This is a genomic window from Sphingobacterium gobiense (assembly GCF_002980575.1).
Classification (GTDB): Bacteria; Bacteroidota; Bacteroidia; order Sphingobacteriales; family Sphingobacteriaceae; genus Sphingobacterium; species Sphingobacterium gobiense.
This window is the reverse complement of sequence record NZ_PVBS01000002.1, coordinates 506,631-526,398: the sequence shown is the minus strand read 5'-3', so window position 1 is coordinate 526,398 and position 19,768 is coordinate 506,631. Positions and strand designations below refer to the sequence as shown.

Below are 19,768 nucleotides of genomic sequence, written 5' to 3'. Positions count from 1 at the left end.
CGCACCAAAATTTAGACGACACGTTCCTGATTAGGAATTTGGGTCATTACGAAATGGAAACAACATTAAAAATCAATAATAAAAGTCATGGAAATTAAACGTTCGACAAAAAGACCGACCATTAAATTAAGCTATGAAGCGCCTGTACTTCGTTCAATCGAAATAGAATTGGAATATGGGATTGCTTCTGGTTCAGCAGCACCTGCAGCAAGCCAGCAATGGAATACCACGGAAACACAAGCGCAAGAAGTACAAAACAACCACTGGTAATTTTTGCGCTGGTTATACTTTTACGTTCAATTTTATTTTAACATCTCAAATTCGAAACTATAAATAATGAAACACAATTACATAAAAACGCTATTGGCTTTGTTGATGATCGTTACGGTACTTATTTCTTCTTGTCAAAAAGATAATGGCACAGTAGATTTAGCTGCTGGACAAGCGACGATAACTATCAACATGAAAGGTATTGGTGCTAGTCCAGACAACAGTAATCCAGGTCTACGTGCCTCCGTTGGCACCGGTAAAAGCATCACTACACCAGCTGTACAACGCCAAATAGCCAAATTTAATGAACAATATAACGTTACGGCGACCTTAAGAGAAGTATCTCCTGCTACAGCACCGGTATTACGTGCTTCTGCAAACCGTGCAGAAACTACAGCTACCGGTACGGGAGAGATCTTGGCATTAGGCGCCGGTACAGCATATACCGTTCGGGTATACGACGGCGCTACGCTTGTAGATGAAAAAACATTTATACAAGGCGAAGGTAATGCTGAAAAGTTTACACTAGCGGGTGGAAAAACCTATAGATTCCAAGCATTTGCATACGGAAACGCTAGTGCTGAAGAAGGTTCCGCTGATAAGGATCCTTTGTGGTGGGAAAAAGAGATTGCGATAACAGCCGGTAGTAACACAGTTGATATAGTATTGGAGCATAAACTTACGGAAGTAACCGTCGTATTCAATGCAGGTACTGGACGCGAAATCACCGCTATTAATACTGGTACCCTCGCGCCAAATCACAACTATACATTTAACAAGGAAACAGGTGAAGTTACCTTTGGCTCAACGACAACTGCAGCAGCTATTAATTTCACAAACCAGTCCGCAGGTCAAACTTGGACAAGCGATCCAGTTATGATTGCTGTTGAGGATACAAACAATGGTACTGTGGAATTGAGCGATGTAACTATCAACGGTATTGACGGAGCTATTAGCAGCGACGGCTGGGTACTAAAAGCCGGTGTTCAATACATACTAGAATTAAATTTGGGCAATAAAGAAGAACAGGGAATTGATATCGGGGGTTCGATGTGGTCGTCAGGTAACCTTACTTATGATCCTGAAACCGATGAATACTATTTTGGTGAAGCACATAATGCAGCAGGAGACTATTGGTTCCCGGATCGCTTATTACCAAAGCGTTTAGACGGGACAAATCAAGGATCGGATGCTACAAATGGTGGGAACGGTGATCCTTGTGCCTTAGTTTCTTCAGGCTCATGGAGACTGCCAACACAAGCAGAACTACAGGATTTGTTGAACCGTACTGCGTCGGGAGGAGTCGATAATCCAGGTCCTGAATCATGGAGTCCTCCAGCGAGATATGTAGATCATTATGATGGCACACCGAGCACAGATTTGGGTATGTTTTTTGGTGTCCTAACGCACCCGGTAACACATCCAGGCGAAAACAGAGACCAGTATCTATTTTTTCCGTACGGAGGTTACTACCCAAATGACAATATCGGAGCCACAGTGGGTCGGGAAGCTGCCTACTTAACTTCAGCTACCGCTGGGGGATACATTACATTTCATTTAACAGGCGTTGCTGGAGATATTGGGTACGGTTCTGGTTGGAGAGCAGCTAGTGCTACAGAAGCAGTTCAAATCCGATGCGTTCAAAACTAAACTAGTAACAATATAATTTATACTATAAGCAAGGGGCTTTCCGAAAGGTTAGCCTCTTTTTATGTTTACTGTTTCCGATAAGTATCGTAGTAGTTATGATATCCACCAGCGGAACACCAAATCACAAACTCTCTATAAAAGACTAACAAACAGCGATTTAAGAAAGTGTGATATCTATGTGAATACCACTTTTTTTGCACTCGAGCATCTAAATACTATTATTGTCAGTAATAAAATTCGCGATAAAAATTTAGAAACGATATTTCACAAGACGCACGTTAACAAAAGCAAACAATAATGGAAAAATCAAACAAACCCGAAATGAAAGATGTCGACATTTCAGAAGCAAAACAGGCCTATATGTCGCCAACGATCCAAGTAGTATCGATCGCTATGGAATATTCGATAGCATCTGGATCTGGGAGTATAGGCTCCGGATCCGTTACCGAAGAATGGAATCAAGAATCTGTTCAGGGCAAGGAACTTAACTGGTAACTAACTCAATAATAACACACTCTAACGCAAGAAAACTTATCAAACCAAAAAAACAATTAAATGAAAAAAATATTACATCGGCCAACACTGAAACTAGCGATCGGCATGGTCATTACCTTTATATTGTTTACAGGTTGTTCAAAGGAAGAAAACACCATCAATTCGGATAAAGTAGCCAAAGTACAGGTATTCGTTTCCGGCATTGATAACGTAAAAACAGGTAGCCTAAAGGCCTCTTCTGCTAAAAAAACCACATCAAACAAATCCATTCCCGTTATTCAGACCGTAAGTGTCCGATTGGATAATGAGCATTATATGCAAGCAACCCTATCCAGAAAACACGGGAACGACCAAGTATCCGATGTGGCAGGCTTATCTAAGGCAAATGCCGCGAAGACTGCCGGGACAACATTCAAAGCAGCGGCAAATCCGTTACCAACGGGCGTCACCTATATCGTTGTGGTTTATAATAACAATGGAGATTATGTTGACCAAGCGGATTATACAATTGGCGGTAGTGCACCCGCACCATTTGAGCTCGCTGCAGATCAAACCTATACATTTATCACATATTCATTAAACAATTCGAGTCCCTTGCCTAGTGCCGAAACGGTTTCCTTATCTGGAGCGAAGCTGGAAGATATAGCCGGGACTGCCGATTTACTTTATACCCGGATTGACCAGATGGTCACCGCAGGACCAAACACCTTGAATATTACTTTAAAACACCTATTCAGCGAAATTACAACAACCATAGACGGAAGTCAAATTGGGTCCATTGATATTGCCGACAACTTCTATTTGGCTCCTCACTTCGATGACGTCGACTTAGCGCTAGCTGATGGTTCATTGTCATATCGAAACTTGAATAGCAACGGAGCTACTGTTCAAATGGGAGCAATAGGAGGCACCAGCATAACATCCCTACCGACCATGATTGCACATCCTAGCACCGCAAACGGCATTCTGAAAATCGGAGCGATAAAAATTGGTGATGTTATCAAGAATAATGTAGAAATCGGTGGGATTTTAATTACTCCTGGCGAACGTTATGATTTAAATATTACCATTAAAAAACACCCACAAGATGTCGGAGGCTTAATTTGGGCCGAAGGAGATCTGGTCTATAACACGAATACAGATGTATACAGTTTTTCGCAAAGCGCCGGTGACGGCAACTATTTTCCTTTCGGGCACCTTTATCCGTATGGTGATGGTCGAGAATTTGATCGCGCTGCAGCGAACTTGGGTGATCCATGCGCTTTGGTGATGGATGGTAATCAATGGCGTACACCAACAAAAGAAGATTTCGACATTTTAAGCGGTGAAGATGATATATCAGAACCTCGCGTTATAGACGGCATAGACGGTGCTTGGTATCCGACAATTGATAGCGAAGGCGTGTTTTTGCCAGAGACCGGTTACAGAGTACCTCCAAATTCAGCCATCCTACAACCAAGAGAAGGTTGGCGTTGGTCTACAACTTCCTTGTGGATTCTTTGGGCCGGAAGACATCAAGAAACAGGCGAGTGGTATAGTGTTGTTTCTAACCGCGACGGCGGATTCTCTACCGTAGACTGGGGCATGAAAATCCGTTGTGTAAGAGATTTAAACTAACTACCTACCGTATCAAACGACTTAAAAAAATGATTTTTAAGTTGATAATTGCATTTACTATTTGGTTGCGCTTGGCATGGACTTGTCCATGTCAAGCTGTTTATGAACTATACGTATTTTTAAGAGTTACTAATCTAACTAAATTTGTCATTTCAACGTAATGTATCGTTTCGAATGCCTCTATATGGATTACCCTACCAAAATATTTAACCATAATTTTACAAGATATCGACTGGTTTGCATCCTCGTTATCCTCTTTGCTCACATTATTAACACCAAGGCACAAACTCCTATTAGTGAGATTGATTTTCTTTTAGACAAAGCGTGGGAGCATCATGTTTCCGCGCAACTGTTGCCATCACTGAAAGAGGCCACGAAAGCTTTGGAATTGGCCAACACACGCCACTATGATAAAGGAAAAGGCGAAGCTCACTTTATGATAGGACACGCCTTACTGCATATAGGTTTGCTGAAGGAAGGGTTGAAACATATGGACGAGATCAAAAAAACTGACTATTATAAAAAGAAAGCAATTGTTCAGTCTGAAATCCACCGTTTGAGTGCCCAATTCTATACAAAGCTTGAACTCCATCAACTCGCACTAAGAGAGTATCAAAAGCAACAGAAATTATTGGGTTCTTTAGAGGGAGAGAAAAAAACAATGTCCTTACTCTACCTATATAGTAACCTTGCGTATACGTTCAAGAAAATGGAAAAAATAGATTCTGTCGAAAAATACACTTTTCGACAACTGGATCTCCTACACACGCTCGAGGAAAAGGATGAGAAGGTTCATTTGCAATACGTGAGTACCTACGACGATCTCGGTTCGCTCTTTATCCATAAAAAAGACTACGACAAGGCACAAGCCTATCTGGACAAATCCCTGACGACGGTTGAGAAGTACAATATCCCGATCTTCTTCAACACCATGATCTTTTTGGGAAAACTCGAAAAAGAACGAGGAAATTATAAAAAGGCAGTCATATATTATAATAAGGCAATAGCAAATACCATCCAAATAGGCGATCGGAGTGCTCTTCGAAATCAATACAAACAACTATCGGACTTTTATAGGGAGTATAGTCTTGGTCAGGAAGAGGCAAATCAATATTTATTGGCGTATAGTAGGCTGAACGACTCCTTAGAAACGGAGAATAAACTAGTCATTGATACAGCACTAGGTCATATATTAGACGCAAAAGATAAAGCCGAAAATAGAAATAGTAGTAGATACCGGAACGTCATTATATCCATTTTGATATTCGTTTTACTGCTATCTGTATACTTTCTTTGGCGAGCCCGGAAGAACCGCGATGTTTTAAAAGAGCGGGAAGTTATACTTAACGAAAAAGAAAAAATCAATAAAGCGCTTAGTGAAGCCATTCAAGAGAATAAATTTAACGATCTCTTGACTCTTGCTCGTAGCAATAGTCCAGAGTTTTTGATTTTGTTTACAGAGCTATATCCCGAGTTTATTCACGCACTGAAAAACCTTGATCCCAAGATCCGGAATACGGAATTAGAGTTTTGTGCTATGGCTTTCTTAAATTTTTCCTCAAAGAATATTGCCGAGTATACCTATGTAACGACACGAGCGGTACAAATCCGAAAAAACAGGTTTCGCAAGAAATTTGGTATCTCTTCGGATGTCGATTTCAATCTCTGGATGAGAGAACAGGTAGAACCTATCGAGCTAAACAGATGAGATGAAGTCTAAACAAGAAATTCAACTAGAAGCGGTAAACGCTATTCTTTCCGGCGAGCTTCTCCTCGAGGAAGCTATGGCAAAATACAATGTGAAAGACAAGCGTACCATGTTGGCGTGGATTAAAAAGATGATTCCACTCTTAAGATCATTGACATCGCAAACCGACTCTAGTACAGAGACATTAAGAGGAACAGCTAGCCGCAGGCACCATAACAATCTTGATACACATATATTGCAGGAGAACACCTTGCTACGGAAAGTCATATCGTTACAGGATAAAGTATCGGAACTTGAAAAAACAAACATGCAATTGATCCGCCATCGGAACCTTTTATTGGAAAAAATATCCCTCTTGGAATCCTGCTTTCAAATAAACCAAAAAGAATCTCCATAGCGACTCATTATCTTACAAAACGTTGTTTTTTCGCGTTACACCTCTTTTTTCGACAAAAATGCCAATGCCTTTTGCACAAAATTATCATTTCGATTCTTCACTTTGAAATAAGCTTCCCGTCCAAAATAAAAACGCCCTACTAAAGCTTCTATATCCGTTTCAATAAGGTCTCTTAATTCATTTTTCGTCCTGTCGGAGATCACAAACCCTTCTTCACGTACGAAGTCAATAAATGCGTGAAATTCGTTATCGGGCAAATGATAACCTTGTAAGAAATTCTCAATGGAATAAGCGGGTGCCTGTTTGGTAAACCGGGTATAGACAAATTGTTCGATAAAGCTGTACTGTATTAAATCCTGATAGAATAGACTCAATGCATTGGAATCCTGTGACACATGAATATCGGGCAGTATCCCCCCTCCGCTGTAGACCTGTTTTCCCGCCTTTGTTTCATAAGTTTTTCCATGCGTATATAGGGTATCGAGCGCCCATAACCCTTCATACATATTGTTAAAGTCGATCATATTCGACCAGTTTGCCATGTATTTCCTTTGTATGCTCCGCCCAAGCGGCGTGAAATAACGCGCGATGCTCAAGTTTACCGTGGAACCGTCCGAAAAATCAAATTGTTCTTGTACAATACCCTTTCCATACGAACGTCTTCCGATAATCGTTCCGCGATCCCAGTCTTGTATAGCACCCGCAACAATTTCGCTCGCCGACGCTGTATTTTCGTTAATGAGAATCGCTAATTCGCCCGTCGCGAAATTACCTCCCTGTATACTATCAGAAAAATATTCACGTCGTTCTTCATGCACCCCTTCGGTATATACGATAAGACGTCTATCGACGAAAAACTCGCTGGCTAACTTAATGGCCATGTGGAAATACCCTCCTCCGTTGTCGCGAAGGTCGAGAATAAGTTTCCGAGCCCCTTGCTTCTTCAGTCCGGTAATAGCTTGCCGGAATTCCTCCGCGGTATTAATACCAAAACGCCTTACTTTCACGTAACCAATACCCGGCTCAATCATATAAACCACATCCAGCGAGCTTACCGTCACTTGGTCACGCACCACGTTGATCGGTGTTTCCATCTCTTCACCATCGCGCTTCACGTGAATACTGAGAGATGTTCCCCGACGACCGCGAATCAGTTTCTCTACGCTTTCTCTCGAAATATGTATACCAGCTACCGGCTCATTACCAATCTTCAGCAATTTATCCCCTACTCGGAAACCAGCCTTATCCGCAGGTCCACCATTAATCAATGATACGATCATCAATGTATCGTTTAGATTAAAGTATTCCATGCCGATACCCTCGAACGTTCCTTCCAAGATTTCTGTCTGACGTCGTGACTCGTTAGGGATCAAATAACTAGAATAAGGATCTAAATGGGAGATAATGTGATTGATGGCCCCATTTTGAACCGAGTCAATGTCTACACTATCCACATAAGTTTCAGCAATAAGGTCTAACAATTGCTGTACTTTCCAGGTATTACTGGAAAACCCGATAGGCACCAAACTGTTAACAGGTTTGTTCCCCTGCTCATCTACATAGTTCTGCCCCAGCAGTATGCCCAAGAGCAATACTGCTGCGTAAGTAGCTGCGACAAAGATGTTTCGTTTAGTGCCTTTTTGCATGGATAAAATTCGGTTGCAAAATTAAAATAGTTTTCTCAAATATTTGCGTAATAAATTAACACGTATGCGAATAATATACGCAGAAAATAACGTTTTGTTTATAAGATGTACGTAAAATCTACGTGATAATTTATTTCATCTATTTATTTTTGTTTCTTATGGCTGATGAGCGTTCAGGTAAATAATCATTACCCCCCGTGTTAACGATTATTTACATCTCAGTTTTGTACCTTTGTTGTTGTCGGCGGTGAGTTTCACACTTACTGTCGTTAGTCGAAAACAGAATAAAGATTTGCTTTGCACGAAATAGAACCATATTATAATTGGCGTGACTATTATATCGCTTCGGAAGACGAAAAATCGCCTTTTTATGGCATGATATATAGCGAATTTGAATTCGACAAACAAATCTATAACTTTCTGTTGCACCCCCAATGGGACCAATTCGGTTCGCTCACCCTGTATATAAAAATCCTATATGCCGACTATGACAGGGGATTTGCCATTATGGAGCTGATTGGCGAATGGAACGATACTATTTACAATGATATTATGCTCTTAAAAAGGGAAGTAATCGACATCATGATTGCGGAGGGGATCAACAAGTTTTTACTCATTGGCGAAAACGTGCTCAACTTTCATAGTTCAGACGACTCCTATTATGAAGAATGGTTTCAGGACATTGACGACGGCTGGATCGTGGCCATCAACTTTCGGGATCATGTTATCCACGAATTTCAGTCCCAAGGGGTTGATTACTACATCCACTTTGGCGGCGATTTCAATAGTTTCCCTTGGCGAACACTAAAACCCAAACAGCTGTTCCATCATATACAGCAGCATATTAATAAACGGCTAGGGATGTAACTCCCCGCCGATCATAGCCGAATCGTTCCCTTATCTCCTAAACTTATATCTTACCGTTCCGCCGACTTTCATGGAATTTGAAGTCCCGAATGTCCCTGCTTCTACCTCGATAGCATCTTGGTTCCGCAACGATATCTGGTACCCGGCGCCTACGCTTTTATATAAACTATATGCACTTCCGCCACTACGTTCATCACCGTCTGCTGTTTTGAAAGTACCCTTATCGTGCCCCGCACCTAATGCACCGCCAAGGTAAAAATCACCGATATAATATCGTGCCCCAACATGAAGCGCGTATACCTCGTGTCGCAACGTCTCGTCCCCAAAGCTGGATTCAGAAAAATCTTTTCTTGTTTGTTCATAATTAAATCCGGCTGTAAACCCGACGTTCTTAAACGGCCGAAACTCATACATTAACCCTCCACCATAGATGGGGCCTTTGATATCATAATCGTAACCAGCTATTGGTCCGATACTGAAATTATGCTTTTTAGGATGCATAAAAGACTGTGCCTGCACACCCGGCAACGTCATACAGAAAAGCAGCAATAAAAATAAGTAGCGTTTGTTCATAATTGAAATATTAAAGTTTAACAAATTACTGATATTCACGAAAATAGAGCAAAAACAACAGGGTACCAGCTTCTTTAACATTTTTAACTTTTTAATTCTATAAAATGATATTAAAATCATTTATTCTCTATTGAAGTTGACTTTCAGGGAGACAGATGGGATTGCCGGAAAGACCGAAAGACTCTTTATCTGAGGTATATTATTGTTTGCCTTGTCGATTCCCAAATAATAAAAACTAGCGTTTTTCCTGTTGTAAAGGTTGTATACCCCAAAACTCAGTACTGCCGATCTTCTGAATGCCGTCATATTTTTCGTGAAACCAATGTCCAGCTTGTGAAACGGGATCATTCTATAACCATTACGGACGCCATAACTGTAAATATTCTCCCCGGAGAGAACAAGTTCATTAGACGGATATGGTTTCGCCAGAACAAAATACGATTCGGGAATGTTGACGGGCTGCCCGCTGCTGAACATCCACGAGGCAGAAAATGACCACTTCGGATTGATCCGCCATACCACCGCAGCATTGAACAGGTGCCGTCTATCCTGTAACGCATCGAACCAGCCTCCGCCGTTCAGACCATCAAACTTGTTTTCAACCCGTGATAGCGAGTAACTCAACCATCCCGATAGGTTTCCGACAGTGCCATCCAGCTTAAAATCTACACCTTTTGCCCGACCAATACCGTCCGTAAGAATCATGTTATGTACCGAACCTGCGCGGTAAACACCACCAAACGCATGGTAAATAACACTACGCGTATCGTAACCATCGATAAAGGAAACAATATTTTTCATCTTCTTATGATATGCCTCAACTGACAGAGACAGTTGCCTATCTTCTGCAATAACAAAATCCCGTGCGATCCCGATAGTGAAGATATCTGAAACCTGCGGCCGCGCGAATCCATCAGATGGAAAGATAATCTCCATCGGCATCCCTAGACCTGCGTTCAACAAACGTTGAACGGGTTGTGTCATCCTGGAATAAGAGGCCTTCACCGCCAAATGCTCTCCTATCCCCTGATAGAGAGAAACTCTTGGTTCCAGAAAGGTCGTTCTGTAACCACTGTTCATAAATGTGACGTGCCTTGCCCCGGTTGTCAGTGCCGTTTTTTTCAGGGTGAATGATAGCTGCGCGAAACCCGACAGTTCCCCAATCCGGCTCGTTGCTAAGCCCCGTTCCCGAAACGGGGTGCCGTTATTTTCTCCGTAAAGTGTCGAGGGGTCGGTATTATGCAGGTTATAGTCAGCTCCTGTAATGATATTCATGTTTTTGTTCAAATCATAATCCAGTGTTGCCTTAAGACCTATCGCCGATATTTTAGAGCGGAAGTAATTGCGGTAAGAGTTGCTATCATATGGTCGCAATCTTTCTTCCAGCAGCTTGTTACTGTAGTAGTTGTGTGTTGCCGTTAGGTTACTTTTTAGCTTTTGTCCCATCTGCCGGCCCCAGTTCAAAGAAACAGCTCGTTGGGTTTTCATAAGGCCGTCGTTTTCCACATCCCGTCCACTGCTTTTGTAGCGAAACTGGTCACCTTCAAAATACGAGCTCAATTTGATCACATTCAACGAATCTGGCTGGTACGTCAATATACTGTTGACATCGTAAAAATTAAAAAACTCCTTGTTACTTGATTGATTCAAGAGAGAAAGCGCATCAAGAAATGTACGTCTTCCCGCCAGAAAGAGCGAAAGCTTATTGTTGACAACGGGTAACTCCAGATGTCCTTTCCCGGAGGTTAGCCCCAGTTCTACAGAACCAGATGCCCGATTAAAATTGGCATCCCGTGTTGTCACATCAACGACAGACGACACCTTACCGCCAAACCATGCCGGAAAAGCACCTGTATAGAGTTTCGCGTCCTTGACGACAAGGGGGTTGAAAGAAGAATACATTCCAAATAGATGCGTGGAATTATAAAGAGGCACACCATCGAGCATAATCAAATTCTGATCGGCCGTACCACCTCTTACTTGTATCTCCGCACTACCTTCGCTGCTTGCCGAAACGCCCGGCATCATCTGCAAAGTACGCATCACATCTTTCTCTCCGAGAAAAGCAGGCATAGTTTCCAGCATTTCTTTATCGATGGTAGTGACGGTACTTTTCATCATCTCTATATGTTTGCGCTGCCGGCCATGTACTGTTACTTCTTCGATCGCTACCGGGATACTGTCTTTTTGATAGACGACGTTTTTTAGCGTATCCCTGGACTGCGCATGGCCATTTGTCACCACGGAAATAGAAAGAAAAAAGGGAATGAGATACAGTGTATGCCGCATTAATTTATCGCTTTCGTGTGCAACAAATAACTACCAAAAACACCCAAGCCGTTTTCAATATTCGAAAATTGAGGGATGACACCCTTGAAACCTGAAATAATTTCATAGAACCTGGCGTCCGAATAATACATTTCCATTTCCCGCGTCAGCTCCGCCATTTTGCTGAAATTTCCGAGCATCTTGGTACGGGTCACCAAGACGGCTTCCAAGGAACTGCCGGTACCGGTATATACCACTCTCTCGACCGTGTATCCTCCCGACTTCGGGATAATGGACTCGTTTCCAAACAATAAATCCTGTGGTTCTGCTGATCGGTATACAAAGACGCCATAATCAATATCCTGCTCATCGAGAAGGGCATCCCACGAACCGGAAAATTGGTTTCCTCCATCATTGGTTTGCGATATCGTAGCCGATTTCCAGGTTGCTGCTCGTTCGGGTACCGTAGTTCTAGCTGTCACAGTCGTCATATCGGGAGCTGATACTGTTAGATGATATGTTTGCCCTTGAATAACCGGAAAGTCTTCTTGCGAACATGTATAAATGGGAATAGACGGAATAGAAAGGTCGAGTTGCTGTTTTGCTCCCGCGTCGTTTCTCAAGATAACAGTAGCATTCAGCACGTCCGTATGGACAGGATCGACCGGATTTCCAAAAGGAATAGACTTGTTCACAAATATTCGAATGGAGTCTCCGGGAGTCAGATAAGCCAGCACTACGAGTTTGGGCGAGATGTGCTCTCCATCTATGTCGATAATCTCCTGTCGAACGCAGGAAAAGGAGACTAAAAGTCCTAATAACAAGGTTAAAATGCTTCTTTTCATTTATTCTTTCGGAATATAAGTACACCGATACTACCTCTGTAATTCTCAAAATTTTTGGAAAACACGGTGTTTTATTGAGAAAACAAACTCGACGACTACTTTAAGCTATGTTCTAAACAAGTTAAAAATAGTCAAAAAAATGACTGGCCTCATTAATTTGACTATTTTTAACTTCTACCTCTTTAAGCTTACCAGTTCACGGTTGCCGTTTGTAAAACGCCCCCAATAACTGAAAGTGATATTGTTCTTAGAGGATTATGATTCGCTTTTCTATAACTGATATTTGCTTGCATGTCTGCAAAACCAAAATGCTCGCCTCCCGGAGCTGTCCCTCCTCCTACTGGGAAAGAGAAAATAGTAGTCTCTTCCCTATTGTACAACGTACCAGGTGAAATAGTCCGTCTCAACGGCAGAGGATTGGTTTCATACCAAGTACCTGATAGGATATTTAATACAGCAACCTCATCTGCACGCCAGTCAACACACCATAGTCCGCATCGCCTATAAGCTTCGCCCTTTACTTTCAAGCCACAACTAGGATATAATGCAGCAGTTGAGGCGTATAAAGTTGTTCTTACCCGTTCAGGCCTATCATTATTACCTACTTCTTCTGGGGAATAATAATGGACTTCTCCGTACCAGGTATTTGGTAAAGTGTAAAACGGGGTTATCGTTTGATCGGATTTTATCTCTAAATCCTGAGTTTGTACAGAATTTACCACTGGACGGATTTCAACTTCTTCAGATAATTGGTTTCCAGCCAATACGTCCTTATAGACATCTAGATCGGCACCCTTAATAATTATTTCTTCTTCAGCACGTAGGACAAATATCGAGTCATTTACCCTTACCGCTCCTTTATTATTAATGACTTTCTGTAATAAAATATCTGGGTGTACTTCAACTTCTTTATTTAAGGTTGTATCGCTATGATAGCTAATAAAATCAAAAGATTTCAATGCCTTTGTGACTTCAAGTTCATCCATTTGGCTCCACGCAGCCATTGTTTCCATAAAATGACTATGGCTTTTAAACGCCAACATACCGTTTTCAACTTTTACAGATTGAAATTCAGCGGACAAAGTTTCTTCTTGTTCTTCAATATCCAGATCAGCTGACTTTTGGCAGGATTGAAATGCGATAAATACAATAGAGAATAAAAATAATGTTACTTTTTTCATAATAATTCGTTTTTAAAATAATTTTAATAGGGATTGGTTTCTTCCGATATCTGATTTTTGTTGCTTGTTAAACTTTACCTCCTTTCTCTTCTTAATAGTTCTCGCTCAATTGATTTGTTTCATGTGATTACAAGGAATTGAAATAACACATTTAAATCTCAAATTCTCCCCACATACTGCCATTGCCGTTATCAAACGTAATCGTATAAGTACCACTCAATAAATTAGTAATAGGTATTATTACCTGCCCGGATTGGCTGTTTACGGTCGAAGAGTATACGACAACCTCCGATTGATCTTTTATAGTAATAGCCACAACCCCGACATTACGGTTGAAATAGACATTGATCAGATCTTCCTGCAAAAATGCAGTAAGAGTTTCGTTGACACTATGGATACCTGTCGACGGTAGATCTCCTTTTAAGTCTATCTTATCCGACTTCGACATTACGTAATTGCGAGCGTTAACGTCTACCCACGAACTACCCGTAATTGGTGAGAACATCCACCCTCCACATAGCAGCAATGCTAAAATTTGTTTCTTCATTATACTCCATTTTAAAGGTTATAATGACAAATTTATACCTGCCGAAGCAAGCTAATTGTAGCGATATAGGTTTATTTAAGACAGATATAGGATTTTCTTCTGGAAGAAAAACAAAATATTGACTATCAATATATTAAAAAATCATAAATATAGGTTTTGAGATACTAGTTGTTAGCCGATGTAACCTTTCGGTAAGATTATCTCAAGATATTGTCGATATGTTCAGCAATGTCACCTCCACTATGCAATCCTAATTTTTTACGGAGTGTAGTTCGGCGAGTTTGAATGGTATTAGGACTTTGCTGCAACACAACGGCTATCTCCTTCACGCTAAAATCCGCATACGTGAGTATACAAATACGAAACTCTGTTTCCGCCAAGTCCGGATAGTTTTCCCGTATTTTATCTGCATAACCCGGACGGGCATTTTTAAATGTCTGTAGAAGGGCTTCCCAATGCTCGTCTATAGTAGTTTCACCATAGACAATGTTATTAAATTGGGCAATAATAGATTTTTCCAACGTATTTTTCGGGCTCATACGCACTCCCTCATTCAGCTTCAAGACTTTCTTCGCGATATCAAAACGCCATAACAAGGCGCGGCGCAATGCCAATCTTTTCTTCTGCACGGTATTTTCCAAATCACGGTTCATCTCCGTCAAGGTATCCATGCTTTGCTGCACCTCTATTTGTCTATTTTTCTGTCTAATCCAATACCAGATAAACAATACTCCACCAATCATGACTATCCCTAGGAGTACAATAATCCATCGCTGTTTAATAGATTGGGCACGATAATGTTGGGTTTGCATCCGCTCATAATTATACTTCTGCTCAACCTCATAAACCGACTGATTTCCTCGATCTTCCATAATTTGAGCAACGACCTCCATACGCTTGGCTTGATACGCAAATGCACTATCGTAATTCCCCTGTTCTTTCTCCCAACCTGTCAAGAAATTCCATGCACTTGCTTGAAAGTAGTTATCTTTCAAATCGTCCACGCGCTCTTTCAGTTTCTCGAGGTAAACTTTTGCGGAATCTATCTGGAAACTTTCTGTGAATAATTTAGCAAGGTTTAAATAATATCGAGGTAAATCACTACTATCCGCATGTAGCTGCCATGATTGACGCAGGTATTTTTCCGCCTCATTATATTTTTGAATCTCTCTATAGGCTACCCCTAAACTTTGCGCCAACGCACTTTGCAACAAATTATTATTTGCCTCTTTTGCAATATCCAATCCCCGATGAAAGTAATGAAAAGCACTATCGATTTCTTCCTCAAGCAAAAACATCCGCCCCATCGCACTATAAGAATAGGCTAGTTTATCCGGCTCATCTTGATAATAGCTGGCAGCGGTTTTGTATCTGCCTAGGGCTTTATAATGTAGCCCTTGTTCGGCAAGGAGATCGCCGATATTGTATTCTACCAACCCTCTCAAACTGTTGTCTTTTGCTTTTTCAGCATACTGTTCAGCCTCTTTATAGTACACCATAGCCGGCTCATATTGCTTTTGCTGCCGGCGTACATTACCGCTGTAAAATTGTGCAAGGGAGGTCTGTTTTAAATCTTTATCATACTGCTTAAAATACCTTGCCGCATCGAATATCAGCGTATCTTCCGTAATATCGAGATAATTCTTATGCCGTACCTGTACTCGGGTTACAAGGTATTGCATATACTGCTTTTTATTTAAGCTTCCCTCCGGATCAACAATAGCGTCAATAAGCCGCAGAGCGCTATCGGGATGGCGCTCAGCCAAATGACGGGCTTTCTGGAGTAGAGAAGGGGTCTCCATCTGTGAAGTACAGGGTCCCATGAACCCTATAAAAAGTATTAATCCTAAGAAATAAATTGGTATGCGCATGGTTTGATATTACTCGACTCATGCAAACCTAAATAAAATGCATTGCATTCACGAACCGAATGTTAAATGAGTCTAACCGTCATTTCGTTGAAAGACTTGGTCAAAACAAAAAGGAATGCTTTAAGACGTTATGCTTCGGAATGACATTAAAATTCCTTTTTCCTATAAGTTTCCTTAACTTTGTTGCACAACCATTTACAGGTTGTTTTTGTAATTTTTAACTTTCACATTATACTATGTCATTTAGGATTGAAAAAGATACCATGGGCGAAGTTCAGGTTCCTGCGGATAAATACTGGGGAGCACAAACCGAACGTTCGCGCAACAATTTTAAGATTGGTCCGGCAGCATCTATGCCGAAAGAGATTATCGAAGGTTTCGCCTACTTAAAGAAAGCAGCAGCATTTGCTAACCATGAGTTAGGTGTTTTGTCTATTGAGAAACGCGACGCTATCGGCGCTGTCTGTGATGAAATTTTAGCCGGCAAGCTAGACGACCAATTCCCATTGGTTATTTGGCAGACAGGCTCAGGTACACAATCTAACATGAATGTGAATGAAGTTGTAGCGAATCGTGCACAGGTTTTGGCTGGTGGCAAAATTGGCGAAGGCGAACCTGTTTTAAAAGCGAATGATGATGTCAATAAATCACAGTCTTCTAATGACACATTCCCTACGGGGATGCATATCGCTGCATATAAAGCCGTAGTGGAAGTAACGATTCCCGGCGTAGAGAAACTACGGGATACCCTGCAACGTAAATCTGAAGCATTTATGCATGTCGTCAAGATTGGTCGTACCCACTTAATGGATGCTACACCATTGACACTTGGCCAAGAACTTTCCGGATATGTTGCGCAGCTTAATTACGGACTAAAAGCATTAAAGAATACCTTAGCCCATCTATCAGAGCTGGCCCTGGGTGGTACAGCAGTAGGAACAGGATTGAACACCCCCGATGGCTATGATGTTGCCGTGGCAAAATACATTGCCGAGTTTACAGGATTACCTTTCGTTACGGCTCCGAATAAATTCGAAGCGCTAGCTGCCCACGATGCTATTGTGGAAACACATGGCGCCCTTAAACAGCTCGCTGTCTCCCTGAATAAAATTGCGAATGACATCCGTATGCTGGCCTCGGGTCCTCGTTCGGGCATTGGCGAAATCTTAATTCCGGAAAACGAACCGGGGTCTTCGATCATGCCGGGCAAGGTAAATCCAACCCAATGCGAAGCGCTCACGATGGTTGCTGCACAGGTAATGGGAAATGATGTTGCCATTACGATCGGAGGTACACAAGGACATTACGAACTCAATGTATTTAAACCATTGATGGCAGCCAACTTTTTACAATCGGCACGCCTTATCGGAGATGCTTGTATATCTTTTGAGGCGCATTGCGCTGTAGGTATCGAGCCTAATTATGCGCGTATTAAAGAACTTGTGGATAACTCTTTGATGCTCGTAACGGCCCTTAATACCAAAATCGGCTATTATAAAGCAGCAGAAATCGCGCAAACAGCCCATAAAAACAACTCCACCCTCAAAGAAACAGCGATTGCTTTAGGTTATGTAACGGCAGAACAGTTTGATGAGTGGGTGAAACCAGAAGGCATGGTGGGAAACTTAAAATAAGGAAGTGACTATATTTTTATCAGCAAAATATTGCCTATTTGCATGCCTATCTATATTGGTAGGCATGCTTCTTTTTGTCAGCAGCTGCGTGCGTCATTCAGAAATGCAGTCCGAAGGCGCAGACTACCTCCAAGGGGTATGGGTACAGGATAGTATCCCCCATCAATCGCAAATGATGGACTACACGCTACACGAATTCAAGTTCATATGCGATTCGGTATACACCACCATGCGGGTACACGCTAAAATGCAACGTATCGCCGATTCTTGTTATAAAGACGGGGCGTGGACGGAATATGCAAGGGGTGTATATGTCATTCGTGGAGACAGCCTGATAGGTGAAGGCATCTACACGAAACCGAACGGCAAGTACAAAGTATCAGGCTGCTACCGAACGGGCACATATTTGCCGCGCTATCGTGTTGCTTACCACGATACGGACTCCCTCGTTCTAGAAAGTCGGTACGATCAACGACCGATTGTGCTACGAAAAATACACGATATTTCTTGTGTTCCTAAAAAGCGATGGGAAGATTAATTTCTTCTTCATTTTTTTCTTGATAAAAAAACGAAGCAAAAAAATCAAGACTGAATATGGTTCTGCTATTTTTCTTTGTCTATTCCTAAACAAAATAAACTCGCTTCGCTCAAACAGTATTTTGTTTTTAACAGAATAGTCTTCAGAAAAATGGCCGCAGAACAATATAAGGTCGTTTTAGCCCACATTCCGTGGCTTTAAGGTGTCTACATTGGTATTACCTTTCTATGTTATGATTATCAAACACAGAATTAACACACTATACAAAATTGTATTGTCCCTTATTAACACAAAATGTCCATCCGAATGTTTTACAATTGTACAATCCGTAAACAAAAGCGATCAATATTGCTTCATGGTGATGCGATTTAATCGACATAGCATTGTTCCGCGGCCAGCTTTACGTAGGCTATTCCGTTAAAAACAAAATACTGTCTGAGCGAAGCGAGTTTATTTTGTTTAGGAATAGACAAGTAAAGGTAGTGGAACCTTGCAAGTCTTGACTTTTTTTGCTTCGTTTTTTGTGTCAAGACAAAAAATGAAGAACAAACTAATTTAATAAACTATTCTCATCCGTAGCAGACTTCAATATATGTGTCTTCAGTTCATTTTCGGATTGCAGTAATTCTTGTTCGACGACCTTTCGTTTCTCTCTACCTTCTCGTTGTATCTGGAGTACTTGATCAATAGTCGAGACAATATCCTGATTCGCTTTTTTGATGGTTTCTATATCGACAATGCCACGTTCGGTCTCTTTCGCGATATTAACGGTCGATTCTTTCAGCATCTCTGAATTACGTCGGAGCAACTCATTGGTTGCGTCTGTAACTGCTTTTTGGGCTTCCAGCGCACGTTGCGAATGGGCGATACCCAATGTCAGTACCATCTGGTTTTTCCACAGTGGAATGGTGTTCACAAGAGAAGATTGGATTTTTTCCATCAACGCAGAACTGTTATTCTGTATCAACCTGATCTGTGGTGCGGTTTGGAGCACCACCATACGTGTAAGTTTTAAATCGTGAATTTTACGTTCAAAGCGAACCACGTGCTGCTCCATATCTTTGTACGCTTGGACTTTATGCTGATCACCCGAAGCTTCCGCTTCCGCCTTCAACTGTGGAAGCGTAACCGAATGGACTTCCTGTAACTTCTCCTCACCCGCCGCAATATATAATGAAAGCTCTTTAAAATAGTTTTGATTCTCCACAAAAAGCTTATCGAATATATTGACATCTTTGCCCAAGTTTTTGTAATGTCCTTCGAGTTTCAGTTCGATTTGATGAATGTTTTTCTCCACCGATTGGTACTCGGTGCGCATCCGTTTTACTTTTTTCTTCAGGTTGTCAAAAAAAGGAATTAAGGGCTTTTTATTGAGGTTTTCATCAAAAGATTTTATGTCCGTCCGTAGGTTTAACAAAATATCTTCGGCTCCGCCCATATCTTTGGTGCGTACCTGTTTTAATATTTCGTTCGAAAAATTACTGACCTTCGTTTGGCTCCCAACACCATACTGAATCACATCAGTAGTCGAGGTTAGGTTTATTTTATCTTTATATTGCTTTATTACAGCCTTCTCTTCATCGGAGAAATTGACCGATACGTCCTGGCTTTTTTTATTTTCTTCGTTATCGTCGTATGTCGTCAAATCTAGATTTGCCATA

Annotated in this window: 17 protein-coding genes; 9 read left to right on the top strand and 8 right to left on the bottom strand. The window is 41.4% G+C overall.

The genetic code is table 11. The annotated features are described in order from the left end of the window. Positions 1 to 87 precede the first annotated feature (87 nt). The 6 genes from C5749_RS11290 to C5749_RS11260 all read left to right on the top strand — a co-directional run bounded on the left by C5749_RS11290 (position 88) and on the right by C5749_RS11260 (position 6,137). A complete protein-coding gene (locus C5749_RS11290) occupies positions 88 to 270 on the top strand; it encodes a hypothetical protein (RefSeq protein WP_105726098.1) in 183 nt (60 codons plus the stop codon). Between the two features lie 66 nt (positions 271 to 336). Then, entirely contained in the window at positions 337 to 1,920 is a 1,584-nt protein-coding gene (locus tag C5749_RS11285) for a fimbrillin family protein (protein WP_105726096.1), read from the top strand. A 297-nt stretch (positions 1,921 to 2,217) separates the two neighbouring features. After that, on the top strand, positions 2,218 to 2,415 hold the full coding sequence (locus C5749_RS11275; RefSeq protein ID WP_105726092.1) for a hypothetical protein: 198 nt from the start codon (positions 2,218 to 2,220) through the stop codon (positions 2,413 to 2,415). Positions 2,416 to 2,475: 60 nt separating this feature from the next. After that, a complete protein-coding gene (locus C5749_RS11270) occupies positions 2,476 to 4,032 on the top strand; it encodes a fimbrillin family protein (protein ID WP_105726090.1) in 1,557 nt (518 codons plus the stop codon). Between the two features lie 184 nt (positions 4,033 to 4,216). Beyond that, complete coding sequence (locus C5749_RS19755; RefSeq protein WP_219847969.1) at positions 4,217 to 5,740, top strand: tetratricopeptide repeat protein; 1,524 nt, start codon at positions 4,217 to 4,219, stop codon at positions 5,738 to 5,740. Between the two features lies 1 nt (position 5,741). Continuing rightward, positions 5,742 to 6,137, top strand: coding sequence for a hypothetical protein (locus tag C5749_RS11260; RefSeq protein ID WP_105726088.1), 396 nt, complete (start codon positions 5,742 to 5,744; stop codon positions 6,135 to 6,137). Positions 6,138 to 6,172: 35 nt separating this feature from the next. Here the strand turns inward: C5749_RS11260 and C5749_RS11255 are convergent, their stop codons facing one another. Then, positions 6,173 to 7,783 (bottom strand): S41 family peptidase, encoded by a 1,611-nt coding sequence (locus C5749_RS11255; protein ID WP_105726086.1) that lies wholly within the window; start codon positions 7,781 to 7,783, stop codon positions 6,173 to 6,175. Positions 7,784 to 8,080: 297 nt separating this feature from the next. On the opposite strand from C5749_RS11255, the gene C5749_RS11250 reads away from it, so the two are divergent. Further along, on the top strand, positions 8,081 to 8,650 hold the full coding sequence (locus C5749_RS11250) for a hypothetical protein (protein ID WP_105726084.1): 570 nt from the start codon (positions 8,081 to 8,083) through the stop codon (positions 8,648 to 8,650). Between the two features lie 30 nt (positions 8,651 to 8,680). Here the strand turns inward: C5749_RS11250 and C5749_RS11245 are convergent, their stop codons facing one another. The 6 genes from C5749_RS11245 to C5749_RS11220 all read right to left on the bottom strand — a co-directional run bounded on the left by C5749_RS11245 (position 8,681) and on the right by C5749_RS11220 (position 15,935). Then, the gene (locus tag C5749_RS11245; RefSeq protein WP_181151364.1) at positions 8,681 to 9,223 is read right to left on the bottom strand and encodes an outer membrane beta-barrel protein; all 543 of its coding nucleotides are present in this window, start codon (positions 9,221 to 9,223) and stop codon (positions 8,681 to 8,683) included. A 120-nt stretch (positions 9,224 to 9,343) separates the two neighbouring features. Next, positions 9,344 to 11,512: a TonB-dependent receptor plug domain-containing protein gene (locus C5749_RS11240; protein WP_105726080.1), complete on the bottom strand. Its 2,169-nt coding sequence runs from the start codon at positions 11,510 to 11,512 to the stop codon at positions 9,344 to 9,346. Further along, positions 11,512 to 12,336: a DUF4249 family protein gene (locus C5749_RS11235; protein ID WP_105726078.1), complete on the bottom strand. Its 825-nt coding sequence runs from the start codon at positions 12,334 to 12,336 to the stop codon at positions 11,512 to 11,514. Before C5749_RS11235 ends, C5749_RS11240 begins: the two co-directional genes overlap by 1 nt. 188 nt (positions 12,337 to 12,524) lie before the next feature. Then, complete coding sequence (locus tag C5749_RS11230; protein WP_105726076.1) at positions 12,525 to 13,517, bottom strand: hypothetical protein; 993 nt, start codon at positions 13,515 to 13,517, stop codon at positions 12,525 to 12,527. A gap of 151 nt (positions 13,518 to 13,668) precedes the next feature. Further along, positions 13,669 to 14,064: a DUF3244 domain-containing protein gene (locus C5749_RS11225; protein ID WP_105726074.1), complete on the bottom strand. Its 396-nt coding sequence runs from the start codon at positions 14,062 to 14,064 to the stop codon at positions 13,669 to 13,671. A gap of 197 nt (positions 14,065 to 14,261) precedes the next feature. After that, on the bottom strand, positions 14,262 to 15,935 hold the full coding sequence (locus C5749_RS11220; protein ID WP_105726072.1) for a tetratricopeptide repeat protein: 1,674 nt from the start codon (positions 15,933 to 15,935) through the stop codon (positions 14,262 to 14,264). Positions 15,936 to 16,171: 236 nt separating this feature from the next. Between C5749_RS11220 and fumC the strand changes: the two genes are divergently transcribed. Continuing rightward, on the top strand, positions 16,172 to 17,569 hold the full coding sequence (fumC, locus tag C5749_RS11215; protein WP_105726070.1) for a class II fumarate hydratase: 1,398 nt from the start codon (positions 16,172 to 16,174) through the stop codon (positions 17,567 to 17,569). 4 nt (positions 17,570 to 17,573) lie between these two features. After that, on the top strand, positions 17,574 to 18,107 hold the full coding sequence (locus C5749_RS11210; protein ID WP_105726068.1) for a fumarate hydratase: 534 nt from the start codon (positions 17,574 to 17,576) through the stop codon (positions 18,105 to 18,107). 550 nt (positions 18,108 to 18,657) lie between these two features. Here the strand turns inward: C5749_RS11210 and C5749_RS11205 are convergent. Beyond that, positions 18,658 to 19,767, bottom strand: coding sequence for a toxic anion resistance protein (locus C5749_RS11205; RefSeq protein ID WP_105726066.1), 1,110 nt, complete (start codon positions 19,765 to 19,767; stop codon positions 18,658 to 18,660). Between the last annotated feature and the right edge of the window lies 1 nt (position 19,768).